At 62.2% G+C, this 20,449-nt stretch carries 22 protein-coding genes; 8 read left to right on the forward strand and 14 right to left on the reverse strand.

Going from position 1 to position 20,449, the window contains the following annotated elements; genetic code table 11:
• The 3 genes from J0I99_RS04890 to J0I99_RS04900 all read left to right on the forward strand — a co-directional run.
• The coding region (locus tag J0I99_RS04890) for a hypothetical protein (RefSeq protein WP_291396239.1) at positions 1-520 on the forward strand (520 nt) is incomplete at its 5' end.
• A gap of 71 nt (positions 521-591) precedes the next feature.
• Positions 592-1,899: a hypothetical protein gene (locus tag J0I99_RS04895; RefSeq protein WP_291396241.1), complete on the forward strand. Its 1,308-nt coding sequence runs from the start codon at positions 592-594 to the stop codon at positions 1,897-1,899.
• Between the two features lie 188 nt (positions 1,900-2,087).
• On the forward strand, positions 2,088-2,612 hold the full coding sequence (locus J0I99_RS04900) for a hypothetical protein (RefSeq protein WP_291396243.1): 525 nt from the start codon (positions 2,088-2,090) through the stop codon (positions 2,610-2,612).
• Between the two features lie 83 nt (positions 2,613-2,695).
• On the opposite strand, the gene J0I99_RS04905 is transcribed toward J0I99_RS04900, so the two are convergent.
• The 3 genes from J0I99_RS04905 to J0I99_RS04915 form a co-directional block, all read right to left on the reverse strand.
• Positions 2,696-3,262 (reverse strand): tyrosine-type recombinase/integrase, encoded by a 567-nt coding sequence (locus tag J0I99_RS04905; protein ID WP_291396246.1) that lies wholly within the window; start codon positions 3,260-3,262, stop codon positions 2,696-2,698.
• A 275-nt stretch (positions 3,263-3,537) separates the two neighbouring features.
• Positions 3,538-4,533: a CDF family Co(II)/Ni(II) efflux transporter DmeF gene (gene dmeF, locus J0I99_RS04910; protein WP_291396248.1), complete on the reverse strand. Its 996-nt coding sequence runs from the start codon at positions 4,531-4,533 to the stop codon at positions 3,538-3,540.
• A complete protein-coding gene (locus tag J0I99_RS04915) occupies positions 4,530-4,808 on the reverse strand; it encodes a metal/formaldehyde-sensitive transcriptional repressor (RefSeq protein WP_291396251.1) in 279 nt (92 codons plus the stop codon). The genes dmeF and J0I99_RS04915 overlap by 4 nt, the downstream gene beginning before the upstream one ends.
• A 64-nt stretch (positions 4,809-4,872) precedes the next feature.
• On the opposite strand from J0I99_RS04915, the gene J0I99_RS04920 reads away from it, so the two are divergent.
• Entirely contained in the window at positions 4,873-5,469 is a 597-nt protein-coding gene (locus J0I99_RS04920) for a cation transporter (RefSeq protein ID WP_291396254.1), read from the forward strand.
• A 67-nt stretch (positions 5,470-5,536) separates the two neighbouring features.
• Entirely contained in the window at positions 5,537-5,962 is a 426-nt protein-coding gene (locus tag J0I99_RS04925) for a LysR substrate-binding domain-containing protein (protein WP_291396256.1), read from the forward strand.
• A 163-nt stretch (positions 5,963-6,125) separates the two neighbouring features.
• Here J0I99_RS04925 and J0I99_RS04930 read toward each other — a convergent pair whose 3' ends face one another.
• The 10 genes from J0I99_RS04930 to J0I99_RS04975 form a co-directional block, all read right to left on the reverse strand.
• A complete protein-coding gene (locus J0I99_RS04930; protein ID WP_291396258.1) occupies positions 6,126-6,557 on the reverse strand; it encodes a PepSY domain-containing protein in 432 nt (143 codons plus the stop codon).
• A gap of 80 nt (positions 6,558-6,637) precedes the next feature.
• A complete protein-coding gene (locus tag J0I99_RS04935) occupies positions 6,638-7,333 on the reverse strand; it encodes a phosphatase PAP2 family protein (protein WP_291396260.1) in 696 nt (231 codons plus the stop codon).
• The gene (locus tag J0I99_RS04940) at positions 7,323-8,699 is read right to left on the reverse strand and encodes a HAMP domain-containing sensor histidine kinase (RefSeq protein ID WP_291396262.1); all 1,377 of its coding nucleotides are present in this window, start codon (positions 8,697-8,699) and stop codon (positions 7,323-7,325) included. Before J0I99_RS04940 ends, J0I99_RS04935 begins: the two co-directional genes overlap by 11 nt.
• On the reverse strand, positions 8,692-9,369 hold the full coding sequence (locus J0I99_RS04945) for a response regulator transcription factor (RefSeq protein WP_291396264.1): 678 nt from the start codon (positions 9,367-9,369) through the stop codon (positions 8,692-8,694). The genes J0I99_RS04940 and J0I99_RS04945 overlap by 8 nt, the downstream gene beginning before the upstream one ends.
• Before the next feature lie 66 nt (positions 9,370-9,435).
• Complete coding sequence (locus J0I99_RS04950) at positions 9,436-10,239, reverse strand: hypothetical protein (RefSeq protein WP_291396266.1); 804 nt, start codon at positions 10,237-10,239, stop codon at positions 9,436-9,438.
• A 9-nt stretch (positions 10,240-10,248) separates the two neighbouring features.
• Positions 10,249-10,866, reverse strand: coding sequence for a hypothetical protein (locus tag J0I99_RS04955; protein ID WP_291396268.1), 618 nt, complete (start codon positions 10,864-10,866; stop codon positions 10,249-10,251).
• Between the two features lie 212 nt (positions 10,867-11,078).
• Positions 11,079-13,727, reverse strand: a complete 2,649-nt coding sequence (locus tag J0I99_RS04960) for an FtsX-like permease family protein (RefSeq protein ID WP_291396270.1) — start codon at positions 13,725-13,727, stop codon at positions 11,079-11,081.
• On the reverse strand, positions 13,724-14,404 hold the full coding sequence (locus J0I99_RS04965; protein WP_291396272.1) for an ABC transporter ATP-binding protein: 681 nt from the start codon (positions 14,402-14,404) through the stop codon (positions 13,724-13,726). Before J0I99_RS04965 ends, J0I99_RS04960 begins: the two co-directional genes overlap by 4 nt.
• Positions 14,405-14,406: 2 nt before the next feature.
• Positions 14,407-15,063: an ABC transporter ATP-binding protein gene (locus J0I99_RS04970; protein ID WP_291396274.1), complete on the reverse strand. Its 657-nt coding sequence runs from the start codon at positions 15,061-15,063 to the stop codon at positions 14,407-14,409.
• Positions 15,063-15,644 (reverse strand): hypothetical protein, encoded by a 582-nt coding sequence (locus tag J0I99_RS04975; RefSeq protein WP_291396277.1) that lies wholly within the window; start codon positions 15,642-15,644, stop codon positions 15,063-15,065. The genes J0I99_RS04970 and J0I99_RS04975 overlap by 1 nt, the downstream gene beginning before the upstream one ends.
• Before the next feature lie 783 nt (positions 15,645-16,427).
• Between J0I99_RS04975 and J0I99_RS04980 the strand changes: the two genes are divergently transcribed.
• A complete protein-coding gene (locus tag J0I99_RS04980) occupies positions 16,428-17,849 on the forward strand; it encodes a pentapeptide repeat-containing protein (RefSeq protein WP_291396279.1) in 1,422 nt (473 codons plus the stop codon).
• 450 nt (positions 17,850-18,299) lie between these two features.
• Here J0I99_RS04980 and J0I99_RS04985 read toward each other — a convergent pair whose 3' ends face one another.
• Entirely contained in the window at positions 18,300-18,998 is a 699-nt protein-coding gene (locus tag J0I99_RS04985) for a CPBP family intramembrane glutamic endopeptidase (RefSeq protein ID WP_291396281.1), read from the reverse strand.
• Positions 18,999-19,152: 154 nt separating this feature from the next.
• Between J0I99_RS04985 and J0I99_RS04990 the strand changes: the two genes are divergently transcribed.
• Positions 19,153-19,542 carry a hypothetical protein gene (locus tag J0I99_RS04990; RefSeq protein ID WP_291396283.1) on the forward strand — a complete coding sequence of 130 codons (390 nt, stop codon included), beginning with the start codon at positions 19,153-19,155 and terminating at the stop codon, positions 19,540-19,542.
• The gene (locus J0I99_RS04995; protein WP_291396285.1) at positions 19,539-20,309 is read left to right on the forward strand and encodes a hypothetical protein; all 771 of its coding nucleotides are present in this window, start codon (positions 19,539-19,541) and stop codon (positions 20,307-20,309) included. Before J0I99_RS04990 ends, J0I99_RS04995 begins: the two co-directional genes overlap by 4 nt.
• The last annotated feature ends 140 nt before the right edge of the window (positions 20,310-20,449 follow it).

Genomic DNA, 20,449 nt, shown 5'->3' on the forward strand with positions numbered 1-20,449 from the left:
GCTTCCGCTTCAAGAACAGCTCCGCTCACGATCCCAAAACCACGAAGGAGAAAGCCAGAACCTTGACCATCAAACCCGACCCGAAACATACCTAGAGGCGGGTCACTTCTCGGTGGAAATCCCGGGTCAGTTCTCGGCGGAAATCAACAGGCTTGCCGACTGGAAGCCGGGTGCTGCCAAGGCCGCGCAAAAGGTCGCTCAGCTCGGCTTCTCAAACGGCAAGATGACGTACAAATTGCCCGGCCAGCCGGACGTAGTGATCTCGTGTGACCTCCATATGCCGGGAACTGACGCACTGAACCTGCGCACCAAGGACCTGCACGACGTCATTCAGGCCGTGCTCAACGAGGACGCCTCGTCGTTGACGTTTGGCGCAGACACAGGCGGAATGCTTCGTCTCGGATGGTCTGATCGCTTCGGCAACTACGAAGTATACCTGCCGACCGCGACCTCGAGTGGCGAACTCAGCTCGCGCCGTCTCGAACCGATGCGGATCACCGCTTCGGCTCGCGCTGCCTAAGACAAACGGGGGAGAGCAGTCGCCCTCCCCCGTCCAAATTCATTCCAAGAAAACACTTAGGAGATTTGAAAATGAGCCATCCGCTCAAAGCCCTTTCGCTTGCCTACTACCCAGCTGTAACGAACCACATCGCTGACGATCCCACCCCGAAGGACCAGGCCGTTTATGTCCCCTCTGTCTCGCCGGGGTTTGCCATGGACGTTCACGCGGCGAACTGGACTCGGCCGCTGCCGAACGGGATCAGTTCCAACATGCTGAACTTCCTCGATCCAGCCAACCGCGACTTTTTCTCGATCAGTCATGTGATGAGTTCGGCTGGCCAGGCATTGAGGCAACCACGCCCGTGCATCATTACTGATAGAGACCGTTCCAGCACCACCTTGATCTGCGACAGCGGCGGATACCAGATCGCGTCTGGCCGCATGAAGATCACATCGGATCAAGACCGACTTGATATCCTTCGGTGGATGGAGCTGCACGCGGACTATGCCATGACGCTTGATGTCCCCACGGGTCCTGTGCGTCGCGATCCCAACTACGCGTTCAAGTCATTCCGGGATTGCCTCACGCAGACCTCCGATCACCTCGCGTTCTTTGAACGTCACCGGCAGACCAACGCTGTTGAGCTACTCAACGTCCTACAGGGCAACGATCCCAATGAGGCGGATGCCTGGTACGACGAGGTGAAGAAGTACGCGTTCGAGGGTTGGGCGTTTGCAGGTATCTTGCGCAATGACCTTTACCAGCTTTGTCGTCGTGTTCTGATCATGGCCAATGAGGGTCAGATCGAGACAAAGACTTGGATACATGTACTCGGCACGTCCGATTTGGAAACCGCCGTTCTCTTGACTGCACTGCAGCGAAGCATCAACCGGCACATCAACCCAAGACTGCGCATAAGCTTCGATACGTCGAGCCCGTTCCGGGCGCTAGCGCAGAAGCGAGCATTCACGATACCGACATTTACCAGCAAGGAAATGTCGATGCCGATGAGGGCAGTGCCGGATGGGGCAAAGTTCGTGGGTTCTGACGTGCGATGGCCCTGGCCGAGCCCGATAGGGGATCGGATGACGCTTAGCGATTTCTGCGTGTCGCGTCCGCCTACCGCGATGAGCTTCCATGACAAGCTCAGCAATCACTTGCTTGCCCATCACAATCTTGCGGCGCTGTGCTGGGGAATCTCTCTCGCCAATCGCGTCTTCGACAGTGAAACCGTGGACCATCATCACTCAATCGTGCCCCACGTGGGAGCAGGCGTTGAGGCGATCGACAGAGTCCTGGCGAGCGGAAGCCTCGCGACCTTGGCAACCTACAAGCCCACTTTCGCGATGCTTCGACATAGCGACGCGTACGACACGGGCGACGAGCACCGCGAGTAAGGAAGCAAACCTGAATGGGGAGCGTCGAGCTGGTTGCGCTCCCTATCAACAACCTGTCGTCATGCATTGACAACCAACCACGCCGGATCGCCCTACAGTGCCGTCAATGCCATTCGTGGCCACCAAATGAGATCTTTGTCACAGACGACGCGATAATCCGCAGTCGTCCTCAACAAAGGACCATAAACATGACGAACCAGACTAGCATCGACTTTGACGATGACGAACACATGCTCCCGCCTGTCGCAAACCTGTCAGCCGACGAGATCGAAGAGATGATCTCCGAGGCCTACATTTGCCATTCGACCGATCCGGAAATGGCCGCTGCATTCTGCTATATCATCTGGCAGGAAACCCTTGGGCCGTATGCGCCGGTACATATGCGGGAATGGATGTCGGAATTGCTCGACGATGCGGGCGTTGAAGTTCCTGAACATGTCGGGCCGCCGCCATTTGATGAGGATGGACGCGAAGTCGAGTCGGTCGAACGCTATGACGCTAGCTTCGCTGCCATCATTGAGCTCGCCATCGCGACACAGAACCGCAACATGAAAGTGCTCTACATGGAAGCGCTGCGGTGGACTGACCCTCGCTTCGGGGTTGAGGGAATCGACGAGCCCGAAGACATCGCTTGGAACATGCGGGATGCGGGCGGTCTCGAGGCGTTAGCCTCAACCGGCAGGAACCATGGACAATCGTACGGGGCAAACTAAAGTGCCCTGCTGGGCATCTCAACGGCACATGTCGTTGAGTTACTCAACGGACAGACCGAGGGGCAGCTACTGTCCCTCGGTAGCTACAGAAGCTCCACCGCCGCACGCAGCACGTTCTCGTTCAGCTCAATGTACCGCTGGGTGGTAGCGATGCTGCGGTGGCCGGCCAATTCCGCCAGCACCCGCACATTCACCCCCTTGTGCGCCAGCGTCGTGATGAATGTGCGCCTGCCGCTGTGCGACGTTGCCTTGTCCAGTCCCGCCTCGTCGTAGATGCGCAGGAACACCTGACATAGGCTGTTGGCTGAAAAGCGCTTCCCGACCCTGCTCCGAAACAACGGATCGGCAGCCTTGGACTTGCCGATCGCATGCAGGTAGATCGACAGCTCCGTTTGCGCCTGTGCGTTGAGCAACACCGTTCTAGCTGCGTCGCCCTTTGTCTGCTCGGCCTTAAGCTGGATTTGGCTGCGTATGCGCCCATCGGCATCGATCACGTCGCCAACCCTTAGCGCTGCTATCTCGCCGACACGCATTCCCGACAGCCAGCTCAGTTGCAGCATGCACCTGTTGCGTGCGGCGAACGGCTTGCGGGCAATGTGTGCCAACACCCGCTTCGTGTCCTTCTCGGTCAGTACCTGCGCTTGCTTCATGCTCGCCCTGCCTTGGATAACTATCCCAACGCAGACAGCATGCTTTCTGATGTTGGCTAGGACAACCGGAGAAAAGCGCGCAGATTATTGTTCTATTTCAAGCGCGTAGCGCCCAACATCAGAAACTCCACATTATGTGATGTTTGCACCGTCCAACGTCCGCTTGGCGCCACAACCGGTCGTTAAAATCATGCAACCGCAATGGCTGACCAGGGGCCGATAGCCGACTGTCTGCATATGAGCGGAGGTTGGTGGAAGCGGACGTTGCGCCGATTTTACGCTGCCCTTTCCACCTCGATGGTAACATGTGACAGCTCATGGATGTGCGCCAGCTTTGCTCGATAGACGGAGAGCTGCTCTGGCTGCGATGAAGCGATTGAGACAATGGCACCATGGTGCCCTGGCCCCAGCTGCCAGATGTGAAGGTCGGTGATCCGGTCGTCATCGGTCTCGATGGCCTGCCGAATATCGTCTGGCAGATCCTCGTTGTCAGGAACGTAGTCGAGCAGTACGGCGCCCGTGTCGCGGATAAGTCCCCAGGACCAGCGCGCAATGACGAGACCGCCGACGAGGCCCATTGTCGGATCAAGCCAGTTCCAGCCGTAGAGACTCCCCAGCACAAGGGCCGCAATGGCGAGGACCGAGGTCAGGGCGTCGGCGAGGACATGCAGGTAGGCGGCCCGCAGATTGTTGTCACCGGCGTGGTGGCGGTGTGGCGCCTGACCATTCCCGTGTTGGTCGTGCTGGTACTCTTTATGTGAATGGTCGTGCGCATGACCATGGTCGTGTCCATGATGGTGGTGGCCGTGATGCGCATGATCGTCGCGCAGGAGCCAAGCACAGAGAAGGTTCACGCCGAGCCCCATGACCGCGACGATGATGGCTTGATGGAAGTTGATCGCCACAGGGCTGTAGAGCCGCACCAGGCTCTCCCAGCCGATCAGGAGCGCGATCAGCGCCAGCACGACGGCGCTGCCGAAGGCGGCAAGATCGCCGAGCTTGCCTGTGCCGAAGCTGAAGCGGGGATTGTGCGCATTGCGGCGGGCGAACAGGTAAGCCAGAGCTGCGATCAGCATGGCGGCGGCGTGGGTCGACATATGCCAGCCATCGGCAACCAGCGCCATTGAGCCGTATAAGGTGCCAGCGGCGATCTCGACCACCATCATCGTCGCGGTGATGGCGATCACCATCCAGGTGCGGCGCTCGTTGCGCTGGTGGTCGGCACCCAGGAATACGTGGTCGTGAGGGCTGGAAAGGCGCGCGTCAGTCATTTGAGATACATCCTGATGACGTCGATCAGTTCGGCGGCACCGTCAGCACGTCCGCGATCATCGTCCGTGTCTGGATTGGAAACGTGTTCGCGGATGTGATCCTCAATCAGTTCTATAGTGAGGCCGGTGACTGCACCGCGAACCGAAGCCACCAGATTGAGCACCTCACCGCAGGGGACCTCGTTCTCGAGCGAGCGCTCAATGGCATCAATCTGGCCCTTGAGACGGCGAACGCGGGCCAGCAACTTGGCCTTATGTTTCGTTGTGTGGGACATGGAATAGGGGGCTACCCTATTTTCGCCCGGTATGCAACGAAGGAGCTGATAATTGGGGGACGTAATGCAACAAGCGACCATGACCCAGAGCCTGCGCCGCGCCGTTCTCGTCGTGGCGCTGCTAAACCTCACCTATTTCGGGGTGGAGTTCGCCGTTGCCCTGGCTATTGGCTCGGTCTCGCTGTTCGCCGATAGCGTGGACTTTCTCGAGGACGCCTCGATTAATCTCCTGATCTTTTTTGCACTCACCTGGGCCGCCAAGACCCGGGCACGCGTCGGGATGGCGATGGCGGGCATTCTGCTCTTGCCTGCTCTGGCGCTGCTCTGGGCCTTGTGGGGCAAGTTTACCAACCCGCAGCCGCCCGAAGCCTTCGCGCTCTCCATCACCGGCGCTGGCGCGCTCGCGGTCAACCTGCTCTGCGCCTTCCTGCTGGCCCGCTTTCGCTCGCATGGCGGCAGCTTGACGCGCGCCGCTTTCCTCTCCGCGCGCAACGATGCCATTGCCAATGTGGCAATCATCGGAGCTGGCCTGATTACGGCCTACATCTGGAACTCCGTGTGGCCCGATGTCATCGTCGGACTTGCCATCGCCGCCATGAACCTGGATGCAGCCCACGAAGTCTGGGAAGCGGCGCAGGAGGAGCATCGCGCGGTGCCGTGACCTCGGGACCCAGCGCTCTCAACCTATCGACAGGTAGCAGGGAGCATCAGTTCTGGTCCGTCTCAATATGGAGCATGGTAGCCGACAAGTGTCCCTTTCCCGTAGCCTCCCCGCGATACCTCGCCCAGCACCCCGCTCCCAGCATCCCGCAGGGCCTCGTCGGGCACAGGTGATCAACTTGCGCCTGATTGGTAGCGGGACGCCCTGCGCGTCGGAATTCGAGCAAGAGGGCCGTGCGCTCAGGGTGCGCATCGATGGAGCGCTCGCCTTAACGTCGATCCGCCTGGCGGTCGAAGCGGCCGTCCGGGGCTACGGGATCGCGTTCGTGCCGGAGGATAGCGTGTTAACATACGCACCGACGGGCCAGCTTGTGCAGCTACTGGGCGAATGGTCTCCACCCATTCCGGGGTTTCACCTCTACTACCCCAGCCGGCGTCAGTATTCCCTGGTGTTTCAGGTCGTGCTCGAGCTGTTGCGCCATCGGACCCAGTAGAATGCCGGGGTCATCTGCGGCTGCCAGGTCAGTCACGGTGTCCACCCGACCTTTGCTCGGTGTCGTTTGAATAACAGTGCCGCCGGGCTGGTGGACCCGGCGGCATGTCGGCGGTGGGCACTGTGCATGGGTGAGCCTTCACCGCTGAACGGATGTGGTGACGTCAGTCGCCCTGCGTTTCGCCGTCGCCGTCGCCGGGGTCAGTCTGGGACTGGCCGCCGTCGCTGATCTCGCCATCGCGACCATCCTGCTCCGCGCCGTCCATCGCTTCCTCATCACCGCCATGATTGTCGGACCATGCATTGCCAACCTCGACGACGGCACCGGTCTTGGCGTCCACGACGAAGTTGGCCTCGCTGCCGTCGGACGCAACGGTCGAAACGGCGTAGTGCGGGGTACCCGAGGCATCGAGCGAAAGTTCGACGACGATGCCGCCATTCAGCTTCACCACCGCGGCGATGGCATCAGCAGCCGTGACGGAGACGTTCGCGAGTGCCGCTGACTCGGTCTGATCATCAGTGGGCCCGGCATGGGCAGCGCCAGACAGCGCCGAGAGCGTTAGCGCGAGGGCTACGATTGTGCTTCGAATGTACATTGGTCTTCTCCTTGGGTAGCCAAGCGCCTTTTGGCGAAGACAGGACTACCCACCGGGGTTTCGGCCGGCTGACAAGGAGCTTACGGTTTTGTATGGGCGACCCGGTCCAGCCCTGAATATTGTCGCGAGCTGAGGGCACTGGCGACGATCACGCAGAGCAGCGCCCATGCAGTACCGAGCGACCACCCCGCGACGACGTCCGTGGGGTAGTGCACACCCAGGTAGATGCGGCTGAACCCAACGATTCCAGTGAGGAACAACGCGCCGACCAGATAGAGGATCCGGGGAGGCCAGTGCGTTTCGCTTTGAGCCAGCAGCACACCGATCGTCAGATAGGTGACAGCGGAGACCGTTGCGTGGCCACTCGGGAAGCTTGCGGTAAAGACCTGTACGGCGCCAGTCAGGTCGGGCCGGGGCCGATCGAAGATCGTCTTCAATGTGCTGCTCGCGATCGTTCCCCCGATCACCGACACGAGGATCAGCACGCCGACCCGCCACTTGCCGGTGAACACCAGATGGAGAACGACCGCAGTCACCAGCAGGCCGAGGACGGAAAAACTCCCGAGCGCCGTGATGTCGCGCGCCGCCTCAACCAGCCATGACGGTCCAAGCGGCGTCGAAGGAGCCGCCGGATCGCGGAAGATCATCAGGACCGACTTGTCGAAATCCAGCGTTTCGCCTTCGAGCACTTCGTCGGCCAGAAGCCCGAATGCACCAAGCAACGCGACGGCAAAGCCGCCGCCCAGATACAACCAGAGCTTGTCGCTACGAGACACGGCTTGCCTCCTGTGTCGGCGGAAAAGTGATGCTGACGATCAGGCCCGGAGCGTTGTCGCCGAGCTCGATGTGTGCACCGTGGAGTTCGCAAATCGCCTTTACCAAGGCGAGGCCGAGTCCGCTTCCCGAGGTGGTCCGGCTCTTCTCCAGCCGGTAGAGGCGACGAAACACCTTTTCGCGTTCAGCCTGCGGAATTCCTGGTCCCGTGTCCGTCACTCTCAATAGAGTACGACCGTCTATCGCCGATGCCGAAAGGCAAATTGACGACCCCGGCGGGCAGTGCCGCATTGCATTTTCAACCAGATTGGCGACGAGTTGGGTCAGCAAATCGCTATCGCCATGAACCGCAGGCAGCTTCGGAACGCTGACCAGTGTCAGGCTCTGCTGGTTCTCGGCCGCGACCGGCTCGAACGCGTCCTCGATGGTTTCGAGCAATGGCGCCAGATCGAGATCGGTGAACCGCGCGCGTCGGGCGCCGGATTCGATCTGAGCGATACGCAGCAAGGCGTCGAAGGTGGCGTTGATGACCCGCCCCTCGGCCTGTGCCTGCTCCAGTAGCGGCTCGATGTCGGTTCCGCGCGACAGCCCCTCGAGCGCTGCCTCGATGGCGATGCCGAGACGGTTGAGCGGTGTCTTCAACTCATGGGCAATGTCGACACTGACCTGCCTCATACCCTCGACGAGGGCGACCAGCCGATCGAGCGCCGTATTCACCTCGCGGCCAATGTGGTCGATATCGTCGTTGCGCCGGCTGATCGGGATGCGGGCTTGCAGATCTCCGCGACCAACCTGATCCATTGCGGCGGAAACCTGTCCCAGTCGACGCTGACCGTTCATTGCAATCACCGCGCCAGTCGCTGAGACCAGCACGATCAGCCCTGCCCCCGCCCACGCAAAAGCTGTCAGAATCAGGAGCCCGATCTCATCTACTTCGCTCAGGCTCTTTCCGACTGTAAGACGGTATCCGTCGACTATGCCCGAGAAGACGCGGTAATCGGCTCTGGGCTCGGAGTCGCCGGCCGTTTGCGGAGTGACTGTCGACCAACCGTCATTGAAGGTCATGATTGGCAGATTGCCGGCGAGCCGCGTACCGATGCGATCCTGCAGCAGATAAACCTGATCGTCGCCGACGATTGGAGCCGAATGGCTGGTGACCGACTCCGTCAGGTCACCAACGTCGCCGTCGTTGTAGGCCGCTGCGATGATCGCATAAGTGTCGGAAACGCTTTGATCGATACGGACCGCCAGTTCCTGACGCACGAGCGCAAAAGCGACCAGGCCGGCAATCGCCAAGCCAATGAGAAACACAGCGGACAGTATCACTGCCAGCCGAACTGGCGTGCTGCGGATGATTGTGCTAGGCATGCAGGCTGTAGCCGGTGTTGCGCACCGTGTGCAGCAAGGGGTGGTCGAACGGCTTGTCGATCTTGGCGCGAAGCCGGCTGATATGGGTCTCGACGACGCTGGTCTGCGGATCGAAGTGGAACTCCCAGACCCGCTCCAGCAGCATCGTCCGGGTAATCACCCGACCTTCATTTCGCATCAGATATTCCAGTAGCGAGAATTCGCGCGGCATCAGTTCGATCTCTTCGCCGGCCCGTCGGCAGGTTCGACGCACCAGGTCGAGTTCCAGATCCAGCACGGCGAGCTTGGTTTTTTCGGCTGCAGATTGCGGCGGCGGCCGGCGCCCCAAAGCGTTGATCCGCGCCAGAAGTTCGGAGAAGGCGAACGGCTTGACCAAGTAGTCGTCGCCTCCTGCCTCGAGACCGTCGACCCGGTCATCAACACCTCCGACCGAGGTCAGGAAGAGGATCGGCGATTTCACTGCGGCGCTCCGCAGTGCCTTGACGAGAGAAAGTCCATCAAGTCCAGGCAGCATGCGATCGACGACCAGCACGTCGTAGGGCTCGCGCGTCGCGTGCGCGAGAGCGTCTGTGCCGTCCTGCAGGACATCGCAGACGTGACCCGCTTCGAGCAGACCCTTGCGGACATACTCGAATGTGCGCTGATCATCTTCGACTACAAGAATGCGCATGGCGCTCCTCTCCAATGACGTGATGGCAGCCACGGGGGGTGACCACCATCACGCTTCGTCCTTCCCTTAGGCGCGAGGGTCGGGACGAACTGCGGCATCGGAAGTTATCATCTCGCCTCCCCGATGCGTAATCGTCATGTAGATGACGGTTGCGGCAATCACCCCGAGGAAGATCGCACTGGTAACGACCGTGCCAAGGCCGAGCCCGCCATACTCCATCGGCTGCGACAGAAGGTCTCCGAACGAGGCGCCCATAGGTCGCGTCAGGATATAAGCCAACCAGAAGGCCAGTACCGCGTTCAACCGGAAGGCGTAGTAGGCGACGGCGATGGCACCGATGACGGCTGCGAACAGAACCGCCGTCATCAGGTAACCGACGTCGAGCTTCTCGGCCACAAGGTCGCCCGCCGCGGTGCCCAGGGCGAAGGTGAGAAGGATCGCCACCCAATAAAATCCCTCCCGTCGTGTGGTCACGATAGTGTGGATCGAGAGGGTGCGCTCGCTCCAGAACCAGGCTGCAAACGTGAGTGCAAGCAGCACAGCACACACGGCGGTTGTCACTTCGAGCGGCACTGCAAAGTTGTCGACCAGGTTGTCGGTCAGCAAAGTGCCGACGACACTGACGAGCACGACGGCCAGCCAATACCAGAGTGGCACGTAGCGCTTCTGCGCGAACTGCACGACGAGAGCCGCCACCAGCACCAGCGTCATGATGGCGGAGGTCAGCGGCAGGCCGAGCCCGAGGTTGACTGCGAGGTAGTCGGCGGCCGTTTCACCGACAGTCACCGCCATCAGCTTGATCAGCCAGAAGTCGACGGTGACGCGGGGAACGCGGTTGTAGGCCTGAGCCTGCGGAAGGTTCGAGGGCATTGCCAGCTCCTACTGCAGCAGGGCGTAGGCTTGGGCGAACAGGCCGTCGGCACGCTTGTCGTCGTCGGCGTTGCAGCGATCGATGCCCTTGCTCTTGGCCTCGTCGTATTTCGCCTGGTCGGACGGGACCTTGCCCGGTTCGGCATCACGAAGCGACTTGAGCGCCACTTCGCAAGGGAGCGGACTGCCGTCGGCATTCGTCACGGCAAAAGCGCCGGGGGCGGTAGTCGGTGCCGGGACTGTGGCAGTGCTGCCAGCGCTAGGATTGTCGAGCTCGGCAATCAGGCCGCCAACGGCCTTTTCGACGGCCGCCGCGTCCGGCGCGGCTGTCCGCAATGATGAGATGGCATCGTCCGCAGCCATGTCGACCGCGTGCCACTTTTCCGGGCTCAGCGGCTGCATGGTGCCTGCGGCCTTGTCCCAGGCCGACTCGAAGTCGGTGATCCGGTGCTCGGCGGCCCTGAGGTCACCGGACTTGGCGATGTTCAGCGTGTCCGTCGCTATGGCGGAAAGCGAGCTGAGGTCGCCGAGTTCCGACATGGTGGCGGCCATTGTAGCGACCGGAAAGGCAGAAACGATCGCCAGCGGGGCGACCGCAAATAGCAGTGTAGCAGCAAACTTGCGCATACGAGGCTCCTTGAAGCCGACGGCGCTCTTGTCCGCGGCTCAGAGAACCTGCACTTCACAGATCACGACGACCTGCCGACCAGCTTACAGTTTTGTATGCCGGCCCTTGGATGGTTTTGCGCCCAAAGACCCTTGCGCCGACGAGGAGTGCAATCGCGAGGGTAAGAAGCGAACCCGACGCCGCCCGGATTGGCCGACGTCGGGGTCCGTGGCTATTGCAGCTCCTTCATACGCTGGGCCGGTGTCTTCCGGACATCCTGCAGGGACTGAGCGACCGCTCCTGCGGTCGCCAGCAATCCAACTCCCAGCGCCGTCAGGAGGTAGGGCCAAGGCAGCGTGATCGCCTCCGGCGGGGGGTCGAATACACCCTGCAGTTCGGTCACCAGAACCTGGGCAATCAGAGTGCCGGTCGCCATTCCGAAGACTGCGCCTCCGACGAATACCATCGCACCCTCGACCCAGATGAACGGTGCCAGTTGGCTCGCCCTTGCCCCTAGTGCCGAGAGGATCGCGAAGCTACGGCGGCGATCCGCCAGGCCAAGTGCCAACACTAACCCTGTCGCGCCAGCAACCGTCAGCACGGCGAAGGTTAGTTCGAGCCGGGTGAGACCACCCAGGTCCACGGCGGTCAGGCTCGACCCGATGATGTGAGTGGCATCGTCGAGGCTGGTGATCCTGACGCCCGCAAGTCCGCCAGCGACGGTCTGCGCTGCTGCCTTGACGCCGCTGAGGTCGCCATTCGTCCTGAGCAGCACGACTTCGCGTGCCGAAACGCCCGTCTGCTGAGCCACATAGTCGGCGTTGGCGATGATGAAGCTGTCGCGCGGCGCCGTGGGAAATTCGCGCACCACTCCGGCGAAGGTGAACGCAACCGGATGATACTGATGATCGCTGCCCTGAAGTCGCAGGTTGATCGTGTCGCCGAGTTTCAACTGATAGTCGGTCACCGTCTCGTCGGAGACAAGCACCGCCGAGGGCTCTGCCGCCAGTTTGGCCAACGTAGCCGCCGCATTGCCATTGGCGAAGTAGGCGTTGGCCATCGAGGTGGCACTACCGATCGACTGAGGGTCGATACCATAGAGATCCTGCAAGTCGGTGCCGACATAGGCAAACCGATGCTGCATGGCCTGTGCGCCCTGAACCCCCGGCAGGCTCGCGAGTTCGCCGAGCTTGTCGCCGGCGGGGTCGGCGGTCGTCCCTGTGACCGTGACGTCCGCCCCGTTCGTCAGTTCGGCGTCGACCCGGGCCTGGCCCTGATAGGTCGTGTTGAAAATCGCCGTCGAACTAGCGAACCCGAACGCCAGGGCGGTCAGAGCCACACCCGCCGCTATCCTGCCGCGCTGGCGGCTCACCGAAGCGGCGACCGGTATGGCGACCGCGGAGGCCACTGGCCCGATCGCCCGGGACAGCGGAGCCGGCCGCGACAGAGCCAGTTCCGACAGGCGGAGCGCCAGCAGCGCGGCACCGACCCACAGGCTGATGGGTGCCAGGAATGCGGTGTAGTCCACCGCCGTCGCGGCCACGCCCTCGGGCGCCAGAACGATCTGGTATCCGCTGGCTGCCGTCTTCCAGTAGATCAGACCGGCTATGACAAGCAGGGCGACATCGACATAAAGCCGCTGCCACAGGGGCTTTGACCTGCGACCCACGACCTGCCGGGCATTCGCCACCGACAATGTGCGGGCGGTATGCGCTGCGGGGACGAGCACGGCGCAAAGCGCAACGACCAGGCCGAGGATGGCCGCGCCCACCAGCCACGGCAAACCGGCTGCAGTGAGGATCGAATGGCCGAGGACCAGAGAGGACAGGAGCGCCGCCAATACCAGCCCCCCCGCGACGCCAATGGCCGCCGTCAGCAAGGCCTCGAGGGTAGCGAAGCGCATAATTGTCGGCAACGAAGCGCCACGCAACCTGAGCAGTGACTGGTCGCGCCGGCGACGGTCCCCGCCCGACGCCGTCACCGCGACGGTGAGAAGGATGCCCAGAACGATGCCGGGTGCCCCGAGGAACAGGAACAGCACCCGCGCATAGAGTGCGTCGCTGCGGGCAGAGTCCAGGCTGGCCGCAAGATTGTTGGCGAGCAGCGCACTGCCGGCGACGCGCGCCTCGAGGTTGTGGCCCTGATGTGTCACGTCCTGGTAGGCGGCCTGCGGGTCCTGGACGAGCGCGCCGTGATCGAGCGCCACGTGCCACTGCATCCGCACGGTATCCGGCCGGTTCTGTGCCTGAGGGTCGAACAGGCCCTGCCATTGGCCGAGTGGCATCAGGACCGCATTGTCGGGAGGTGCCTGCGGCGTTGCCCCTGGCGGGACCCCGACGGCCTGAAACAAGGTGTCGGCACTCACGAGGTCGACCACTCCTGTAACGGTAACCGAGGCATCCGCCAGGCCGATGCGATGGACGGCAATTGTATCGCCGGGGCCGGCATGGAGGTTGGCAGCGGTTTGCTGCAGGAGCACCGCCCCATCGTAGGTGCCGGTCAGCAGGCGAAACCCCTTCGAGAACGTATCGCGATACCCGTCGGGCAACCCCACAACCTTGCCGGCGCCGGTCGACTGGACACTGTCCGTCTTAAACTCGAGCCCGGCGACATCGGCGTAGCCGACGAGCGCCGTCTTTGCGTTGCCCGCTGCGTCGGCGATAGCGGTCTTGACCGCAACCTGATCGGAGCCGGGAACCATCTGGACCTGCCAGTCGACCGGGACCGCCTGAACGGCGCGCGCCGTCATCGACGCGTTGCTTTCGACCATGAACACACCCATCGCGGCAACCAGCGCGACAGTCAGCGTGATGCCGGCGGAGGCTCCGGCGAGACGCCCGAAACGGGTGCGAACCAGGCCCTTCATCCATGTGAAGATCATCTTGCGGTTTCCTTCTCCACCGCACTGAGGCGGCCGTGGGTCATTTGCCAACTCATCGGGAACTGCGCGGCGACCTCTGAGTCGTGAGTCGCCACCAGTAGCGCCGCGCCGGTCTCATCGGCCCAGTCACGGAGCGCCGACATCACCTGCCGGCTGGTGTCGTGATCGATCTGGCCGGTGGGCTCGTCCGCAATCACGAGCTGCGGGGATGTCACCGTGGCGCGCGCCAGCGACACGCGCTGCGCCTGCCCGCCCGAAAGTTCCTCGGGCAGATTGTCCGCCAGGTCGGAGAGGCCAAAGCGTTCGAGTGCCGCGAGCGACAGCTTTTCGCGGTCAGCGGCTTTGCCGAGCAGGTCGAGCGGCAGGGCGACGTTCTCTATGACCGTGAGCGTCGGCACGAGGCTGAGGCTTTGGAACATCACGGCGATATGGGACGGACGTAACGTCTCGGCCGCACCGAGTGACGGCCAGAACAGCGTGCCTTTTGAGGCCTGATCGAGCCCCGCCACTAGATTGAGCAGGGTCGACTTTCCACTCCCCGACCGTCCCGTCAGCGCGATCTGGTCGGCCGCAGCGATGCGGAAGGACGCGTTGTCGAGTGCGGTAAATTCTTCGCCGCCACGGGAGAAGGTCCGCGACACCGCCTTGCCCTCCACCAGCCACTTCTTGAAAGCCATGTTCACTTCAGCCTCCCGTCGCGAATGGTGACGATCCGGTCGGCGACTTTGGACAGAGCCTCGCTATGGGTTGCGACCAGGACCGCGCCACCGTCGTTGCGCCTCCCTTCAAGCACCGAAAGGATGGCCTGTTCGGTCTCTGCGTCGACTTCAGCGGTTGGCTCGTCACAGATCAGGATTTGCGGTTCGATAGCCAACGCAACCGCCAGAGCGGCGCGCGACGCCTCGCCACCAGACAATTGAGCCGGGAGCGCGTCGCGCCGATGGCCAAGGCCGATCGCTTCAAGCACATTTGGACCGCCGTCGCTGGCGTGACGCCCGGCCAAATACCTTTGAAGATCGATATTCTGCTGGACCGTGAGGTGGTCCAGCAGATTGCCCGACTGCATCAGCATCCCGATCGAACGGGCGCGCATACGCGCCCGTTCGAGCTCGGAACGTCGAGGCAGCTTCTGCCCCATGATCTCGACAGCACCGCCGTCCGGCGTGTCGAGCCCGGCAAGGCACGACAGCAGCGTAGACTTGCCGCTGCCGGAGGGACCGACCAGCGCAACCATTTCACCGCCGGCCACCGTGAGATCGACGCCCTTGAGCGCCACGACCTCCGTGTCGCCGCTATGGAAGAAGCGGTACAGCCCTTTGGCGACCAGCGCGTCCATCACTGCACCCGCAGCGAGTTTGACATCAGGCGCCACTGGTCGACATTGTCGGCGCCGTAGGGCGCCCGCATATCAAGCGTGGCGATCTTCCCGTGACCGAACAGGATGAAGCGCACGCCCTCGAGCCGGATCTGCTTGTTTGTGACGGGGTTGGGATCGGAATTGATGGCATAGTCGATACGAATGGCATCCCCGCCATCCAGCTTCAGCGCCTTCACCGACGTGATATTGGCGGCCCGGTCCGTCGCCTTGAGCGCCGCCACGTCCGAGGCGTTGACGCTGTCGACCGTTGGAGCGGCCGCCGCCGGCGCAACCCGGACCTCCAGAATGTTGTACTTGTCCGAGAATACCGCTCCCGCCGCCGTGTCGTTCCGACCCCAGCCCTCGGGTACCTGAAGCGTTGCGCCAAGCGGCGCGGCATAGGTGATGAAGACCTGGTTGTCCGGGATGTCACCGGGCGGATTGACCTCGGCCTTGACGGCCTGTTCGGCTGCGTTGGAGGGAACGACTGGACCAAGGACAGCCAGCCCCCCGATCAGGGCAAGCACGGCAACGGCGCGGTTTCGCTGAAAGATCATCATGAAGCACTCCTTTGGTTGAGTGTCTTCAGTGTCGATCAACCAGCTATCCTCACGCTGGCAGCGAACTTACGAAACTGTATGCTTGCCGCTAGTGGACTGAACGGGCGGCCGCTTCGGGCCAGAAGCGGACATCGCGTTTGCGTTGCGCCAGCAATCTCGTTGTGCTGAACTTAAGCCACGCTGCGCGAGCGAATTAGGCAAAAGGTAGGCGCACAAAATCTTACCAGTCTATCAAATTGATTTTGCTAAACAAATTAGCACGCAATGGCAGTTCAAGCACTGCCACGGCGCTTTCTAAACACTTGTAAAATAGCGTGTTTTTATTCTGGTAGAACCGGACATTGGTATTGTGCTGCCGTTTCCACGAATGGAGCAGCAGCAATCGTCTTACTAGCGTCCCCAATCCACTCCGGCAGCACTCCTTTTCGGAGTCTGTGCCGGTCACCGCTTGTTACACCGCAGGCCGCAAGCGGTCAGCTGGCGCGCTGCAGCCTACTGAGGACGGCGGCATGTGGCCGAAGCGAGTGTCAGCGCTGATACGGAAGCTTGACGACGCGACTTTCTGAGGCAACTGGAATGGACCGGCGCAACTTGGTGGCAAGGCAGGTGAATGGGGTGATAGCGGGAGCAGTAGTGCGAAGCGCGACGCCTCTTGACGACGGCGAGCCGAAGGAGGCGTGACAATACATAATCATGACGTCGAGCTACCGCCCCCTATCATTGCCCTGCACGCTCCCCAGCGCGCGACAATAGGTTTCGCAATAGATGCTTTGTATTTCAGATATGAAGAGCTTCCTTGGCGTGCTTGCTGTGGCAGGCTCCGCTCTGTTTGCAGCATCCCCGGCCGGCGCACAGGAGGCGATCTGCCGAGTTCAACCGGACGGCAGCGTAACAGCACTTGACGGCGGCACATTCAGCCTAATGGGCAACCCGTGGAAGGACGAGCCGCTGGACTGCTGGCAAGCTGCCGCGGATGCCAGCAACAACTCGCTTTGGGAGATCATCTGCTCGGGCATGCTGCCCACCGCCGCCCCACTTGAGCCCACACGCCAGTCGTGCAAGCAGCTTTCGTCGCAGGTACGCTACGACTACGAATGCCAGCTTGACGATGGCGCGGGCAACCAGGTGGCCACTCGTTGCGACAGCTACTTCGCCCTGCAAGCTGCTCCGAATCTGCCGCACACCAGGATAGAAGAGCGAGAAGCCTATGCCCGCGCCTTTCGCAACCAGCCATTTATTGTCTGGCAGCAGGAAACGCCGGCGGCGTTCGAACGGCGGGAGCAGCAGGCCAAGGTGCAGCAGAATCTCGACCAGCAACCGTCCACGCCCGGTAGTCCCGACAGCGAACGCGCCCGCAAATTCCTCCAGACGCTGCTCGAACTGAAACATAAGTATCCCGGGGGTTCGTCAAACCAGGAATACCTGGCTGCAACTTACGGTTCCAGCCCCGACAAGCTGCCGCAGCTGCAGAAATACTGGGACGATGACCTTAACCTACTGAAATGCAACGCCTGTGATTTCAGCGGCATGGATCTTCGCAAGGAAGCGCTCGGCTTTGCGATCGACTGGAATTTCCTCGATGTGTCGGGGTCATCCTTCGCCGGCACCCGTTTCGGCCGAATCGAACCGTGGCACGCAAACTTCTCCAATACCGACCTGACTAACGCCGCCGGCAGTTTTGAGTTCATCAACAGCGTTGCGGCGGGCGCCCTGTTTAACGGTACCTCCAGTCCGTACATGGCCTTCCTGCTGCGCGGCGGGTTCGGAGATACGATGGACGGTGAGGCGATTCTCGAAGGCACGTCGCTGTACGGCGCTGTCATCGACACGCTGGTCGTGAGCGGAATCTCGATGCGCACCATCACGCTAGACGGAACCCGCATCGGCGAACTCCATCTCGACGGAGCCGATGCTACGGGCGTAGATTTCGGTAAGTCTAGAGTTGGCCACCTGTCGGTGGACACCACGACATCACTACGGGGCGCCAATCTGGGCGGCCAGACGCTGTCGCTCAGCTTTTCCGATCGCATCCGGGCTCAGAAAGTCGTGGAAGGCACTGATTTCACCGACGCGACGCTCGAGGCGAACATCACCAACGCTGCGCTGGTGAACGGCCTGTTCGGCACCGCCATCTTCTGTCGAACCGACGTGGACTTCGGCTCGGGCACCGCGCCGCAGGTGGAAGTGGTCGGCACTTGCAGGTGACGGGTTGGCGCATCGCAAGGTGGCGTTGATAGTTAGGCAGCAGTAGGTCTGTGGCGAGTCGAGGGACCAGACTCACCTTGCAGCCGCAAGTTCGGTGGAACTCGTAGTAGGCAAAAGGCAGGCAATCGAAATATCTACACCATAGAGTGTTGATTTAGCTATTAAAATTGTCGACAGGTGGCAGTTCAGGCAGTGCCACGGGCAGTTCTGATTGGCTGTCGCATGAGCCTCCTTTCCAGAGGCGCGGCATCAGATTTCTGGGTGTGAGGCCGGTGAGCGTCCCGGGCTGAGGCCAGGAGCCGGGTGGCGCGAGCGTACAGCCGGCGGGAAGTGGAAGTCTGATCTTTGAGCCGGGGGGGAAGCCCCGCGGACGTGTGTCTCGCGCTTCCCGCAGGCCGACAGAGCCGGCCTCCGCATCTTTTTGTGAGAGGGCCCCTGCCCCCGCTCCCCCTAGGGCCGGATGAAGCTGGCGAGGCTGACGGTGAAGATCAGCATGTCGAGGACGAAGTGAATCAGGATGGCCCAGCCAATCCCTCCGGTGTCCTGTATGCTGCGGGTCAACAGCCACCCGACGAAGCCTGACATCAGCACGCCCGGCACTCCGCCCGGTATGCCGAAGTAGTGCACCGCGCCGAACAGCGTCGCCGATGCCCACGGGGCGGCGCGGGCAAGATCGCCCGTGAGGCCCTCGGCCAGCGTCCAGCGGGTCACGACCTCTTCGACAAAGGCGTTGGACAGCGACAGCGGCACGGCGATGAAGGCGGCCAGTGCCCACGCCGAAAGGGGCGCAGCGAGCGCGACCGGTCCGCTCGAATACAGGTATCCTGCGGTGACCACGCTCACGATCACCGCAAACACCGTGCCGGTCTTCGCCCAGCTCTCACCCGCCCGGACGCCAAGCAGCGGCATGGCCCGGGCGGGCGCGCCGAAGCGCCCCGGAGCCAGATAGGCGAGCCGGCCACGCTTCGATAGCCTGATGTGGGCGACTACCGCAGCAGCCACGACCAGCGCCGCGCCCTGATAGGCGAAGAAGAGCGCCAGGTTCTCTTGCCGCTGTTGCCCGATCGCGAGCGTCAACCCGAGCAGCGCGCCGGTGCCGGCAACCGCGACCAGGCTCGAGATGAGCGCCGACATCCTGTCCTGTCCCATGCCTCCCTCCTAGGCGGGGGCCATGACCCTCTGATGACATGCAGCCCGTCGCCACATCGTTGACGTGAAGAACACGGCGCTCGTCAGCCTGCCGTCAGGTTCCGATGCCAAGTCAATGTCCGCCGCATCGGGGCGAACAGGGGGACGGTGATCCGTGCGCCAGCTTATCCTTGCCGTGTTTCTGGTAGCCTTGCCGGTGGCGATCTTTGCCGGTGGGTATCGTTTCCTCGCGCCCGAGGCCTCGGCCCAAACCCAGGCGGGACTGGGCGACCTGTCGAAACTCGTGGCCATCGTGGCAGACGTGCAGACGATCGCGGCGGGTGGCGATTTCACCGCAGCGGAGCAGCGGGTCCGCGACTACGAGAGCGCCTGGGACCAGGCCGAGACCGGACTGAGACCGCTCGACCGCGACGCCTGGGGCGTCATCGACGAGGCCAATGACGGAGCCTTTTCGGCCCTGCGAGCCGCAACGCCCGATGCGGCAACGATAGCGGCCAGCCTCCAGACCGTCCTGGACGTCCTCAAGTCGGGAGGAAAGCAATGAGCGGCAACGCGACGACGACCAACCGGAATCGGGTTCCGCAGGCGACCTGGGACTTCTGGCTGATCAAGCTCATGGCGGTGACCATGGGCGAGACGGCCGCCGACTATCTGTCGGTCAACCTTGGACTTGGGTTGTCGAGGACCTCGCTGCTGATGGTCGGCGTGCTCGTGGTCGCGCTCATCATCCAGTTCGCGCAGAAGCGCTATGTCCCGTGGTCCTACTGGCTGGCCGTGGTGCTGATCAGTGTCGTCGGAACGCTCGTGACCGACAACCTGGTCGACAATTTCGGCGTGCCGCTGGCGGTAACGACCGTGGTGTTCACCCTCGCGCTCGCCGGCACCTTCTGGGCCTGGTTTCGATCCGAGAAGACGCTTTCGATCCACACCATCTACACGACCCGGCGAGAAGCATTCTACTGGCTGGCGATCCTGTTCACCTTTGCGCTGGGCACTGCGGCCGGCGACCTGGTCGCCGAACAGTTCGGGCTCGGCTACCTGGCCACCGGCATCCTGTTCGGGATGATCATCGCCTCGCTGGCGGTTGGCTACCGGTTCCTCGGGCTCGACCCGATCCTCGGCTTCTGGCTCGCCTATATCTTCACGCGGCCACTGGGAGCCTCGTTCGGGGACCTGCTTTCGCAATCGCAGCAATATGGCGGACTGGGCCTGGGGACCATCATCACCAGCGCCATCTTCCTGGCGGTCATCTCGCTGACCGTCGTCTACATGAGCCTGATGCGGCGCGGCCAGGACGGTGCCGCCGCCTGACCGGTCGCGCCAGCCGGCGAACCTTCTGGTCCGGGTGTGGCCGGTGCGCCTGCCCAGGTTCATGGGTCGATTGCGCCGACGACCGACCGCCGCCCTTGCACCGACCATCGTTGAATCGATACAGGTCGGCATCTCCATCC

Origin of the sequence: Devosia sp., assembly GCF_017307495.1 — a bacterium.
Lineage (GTDB): Bacteria > Pseudomonadota > Alphaproteobacteria > Rhizobiales > Devosiaceae > Devosia_A.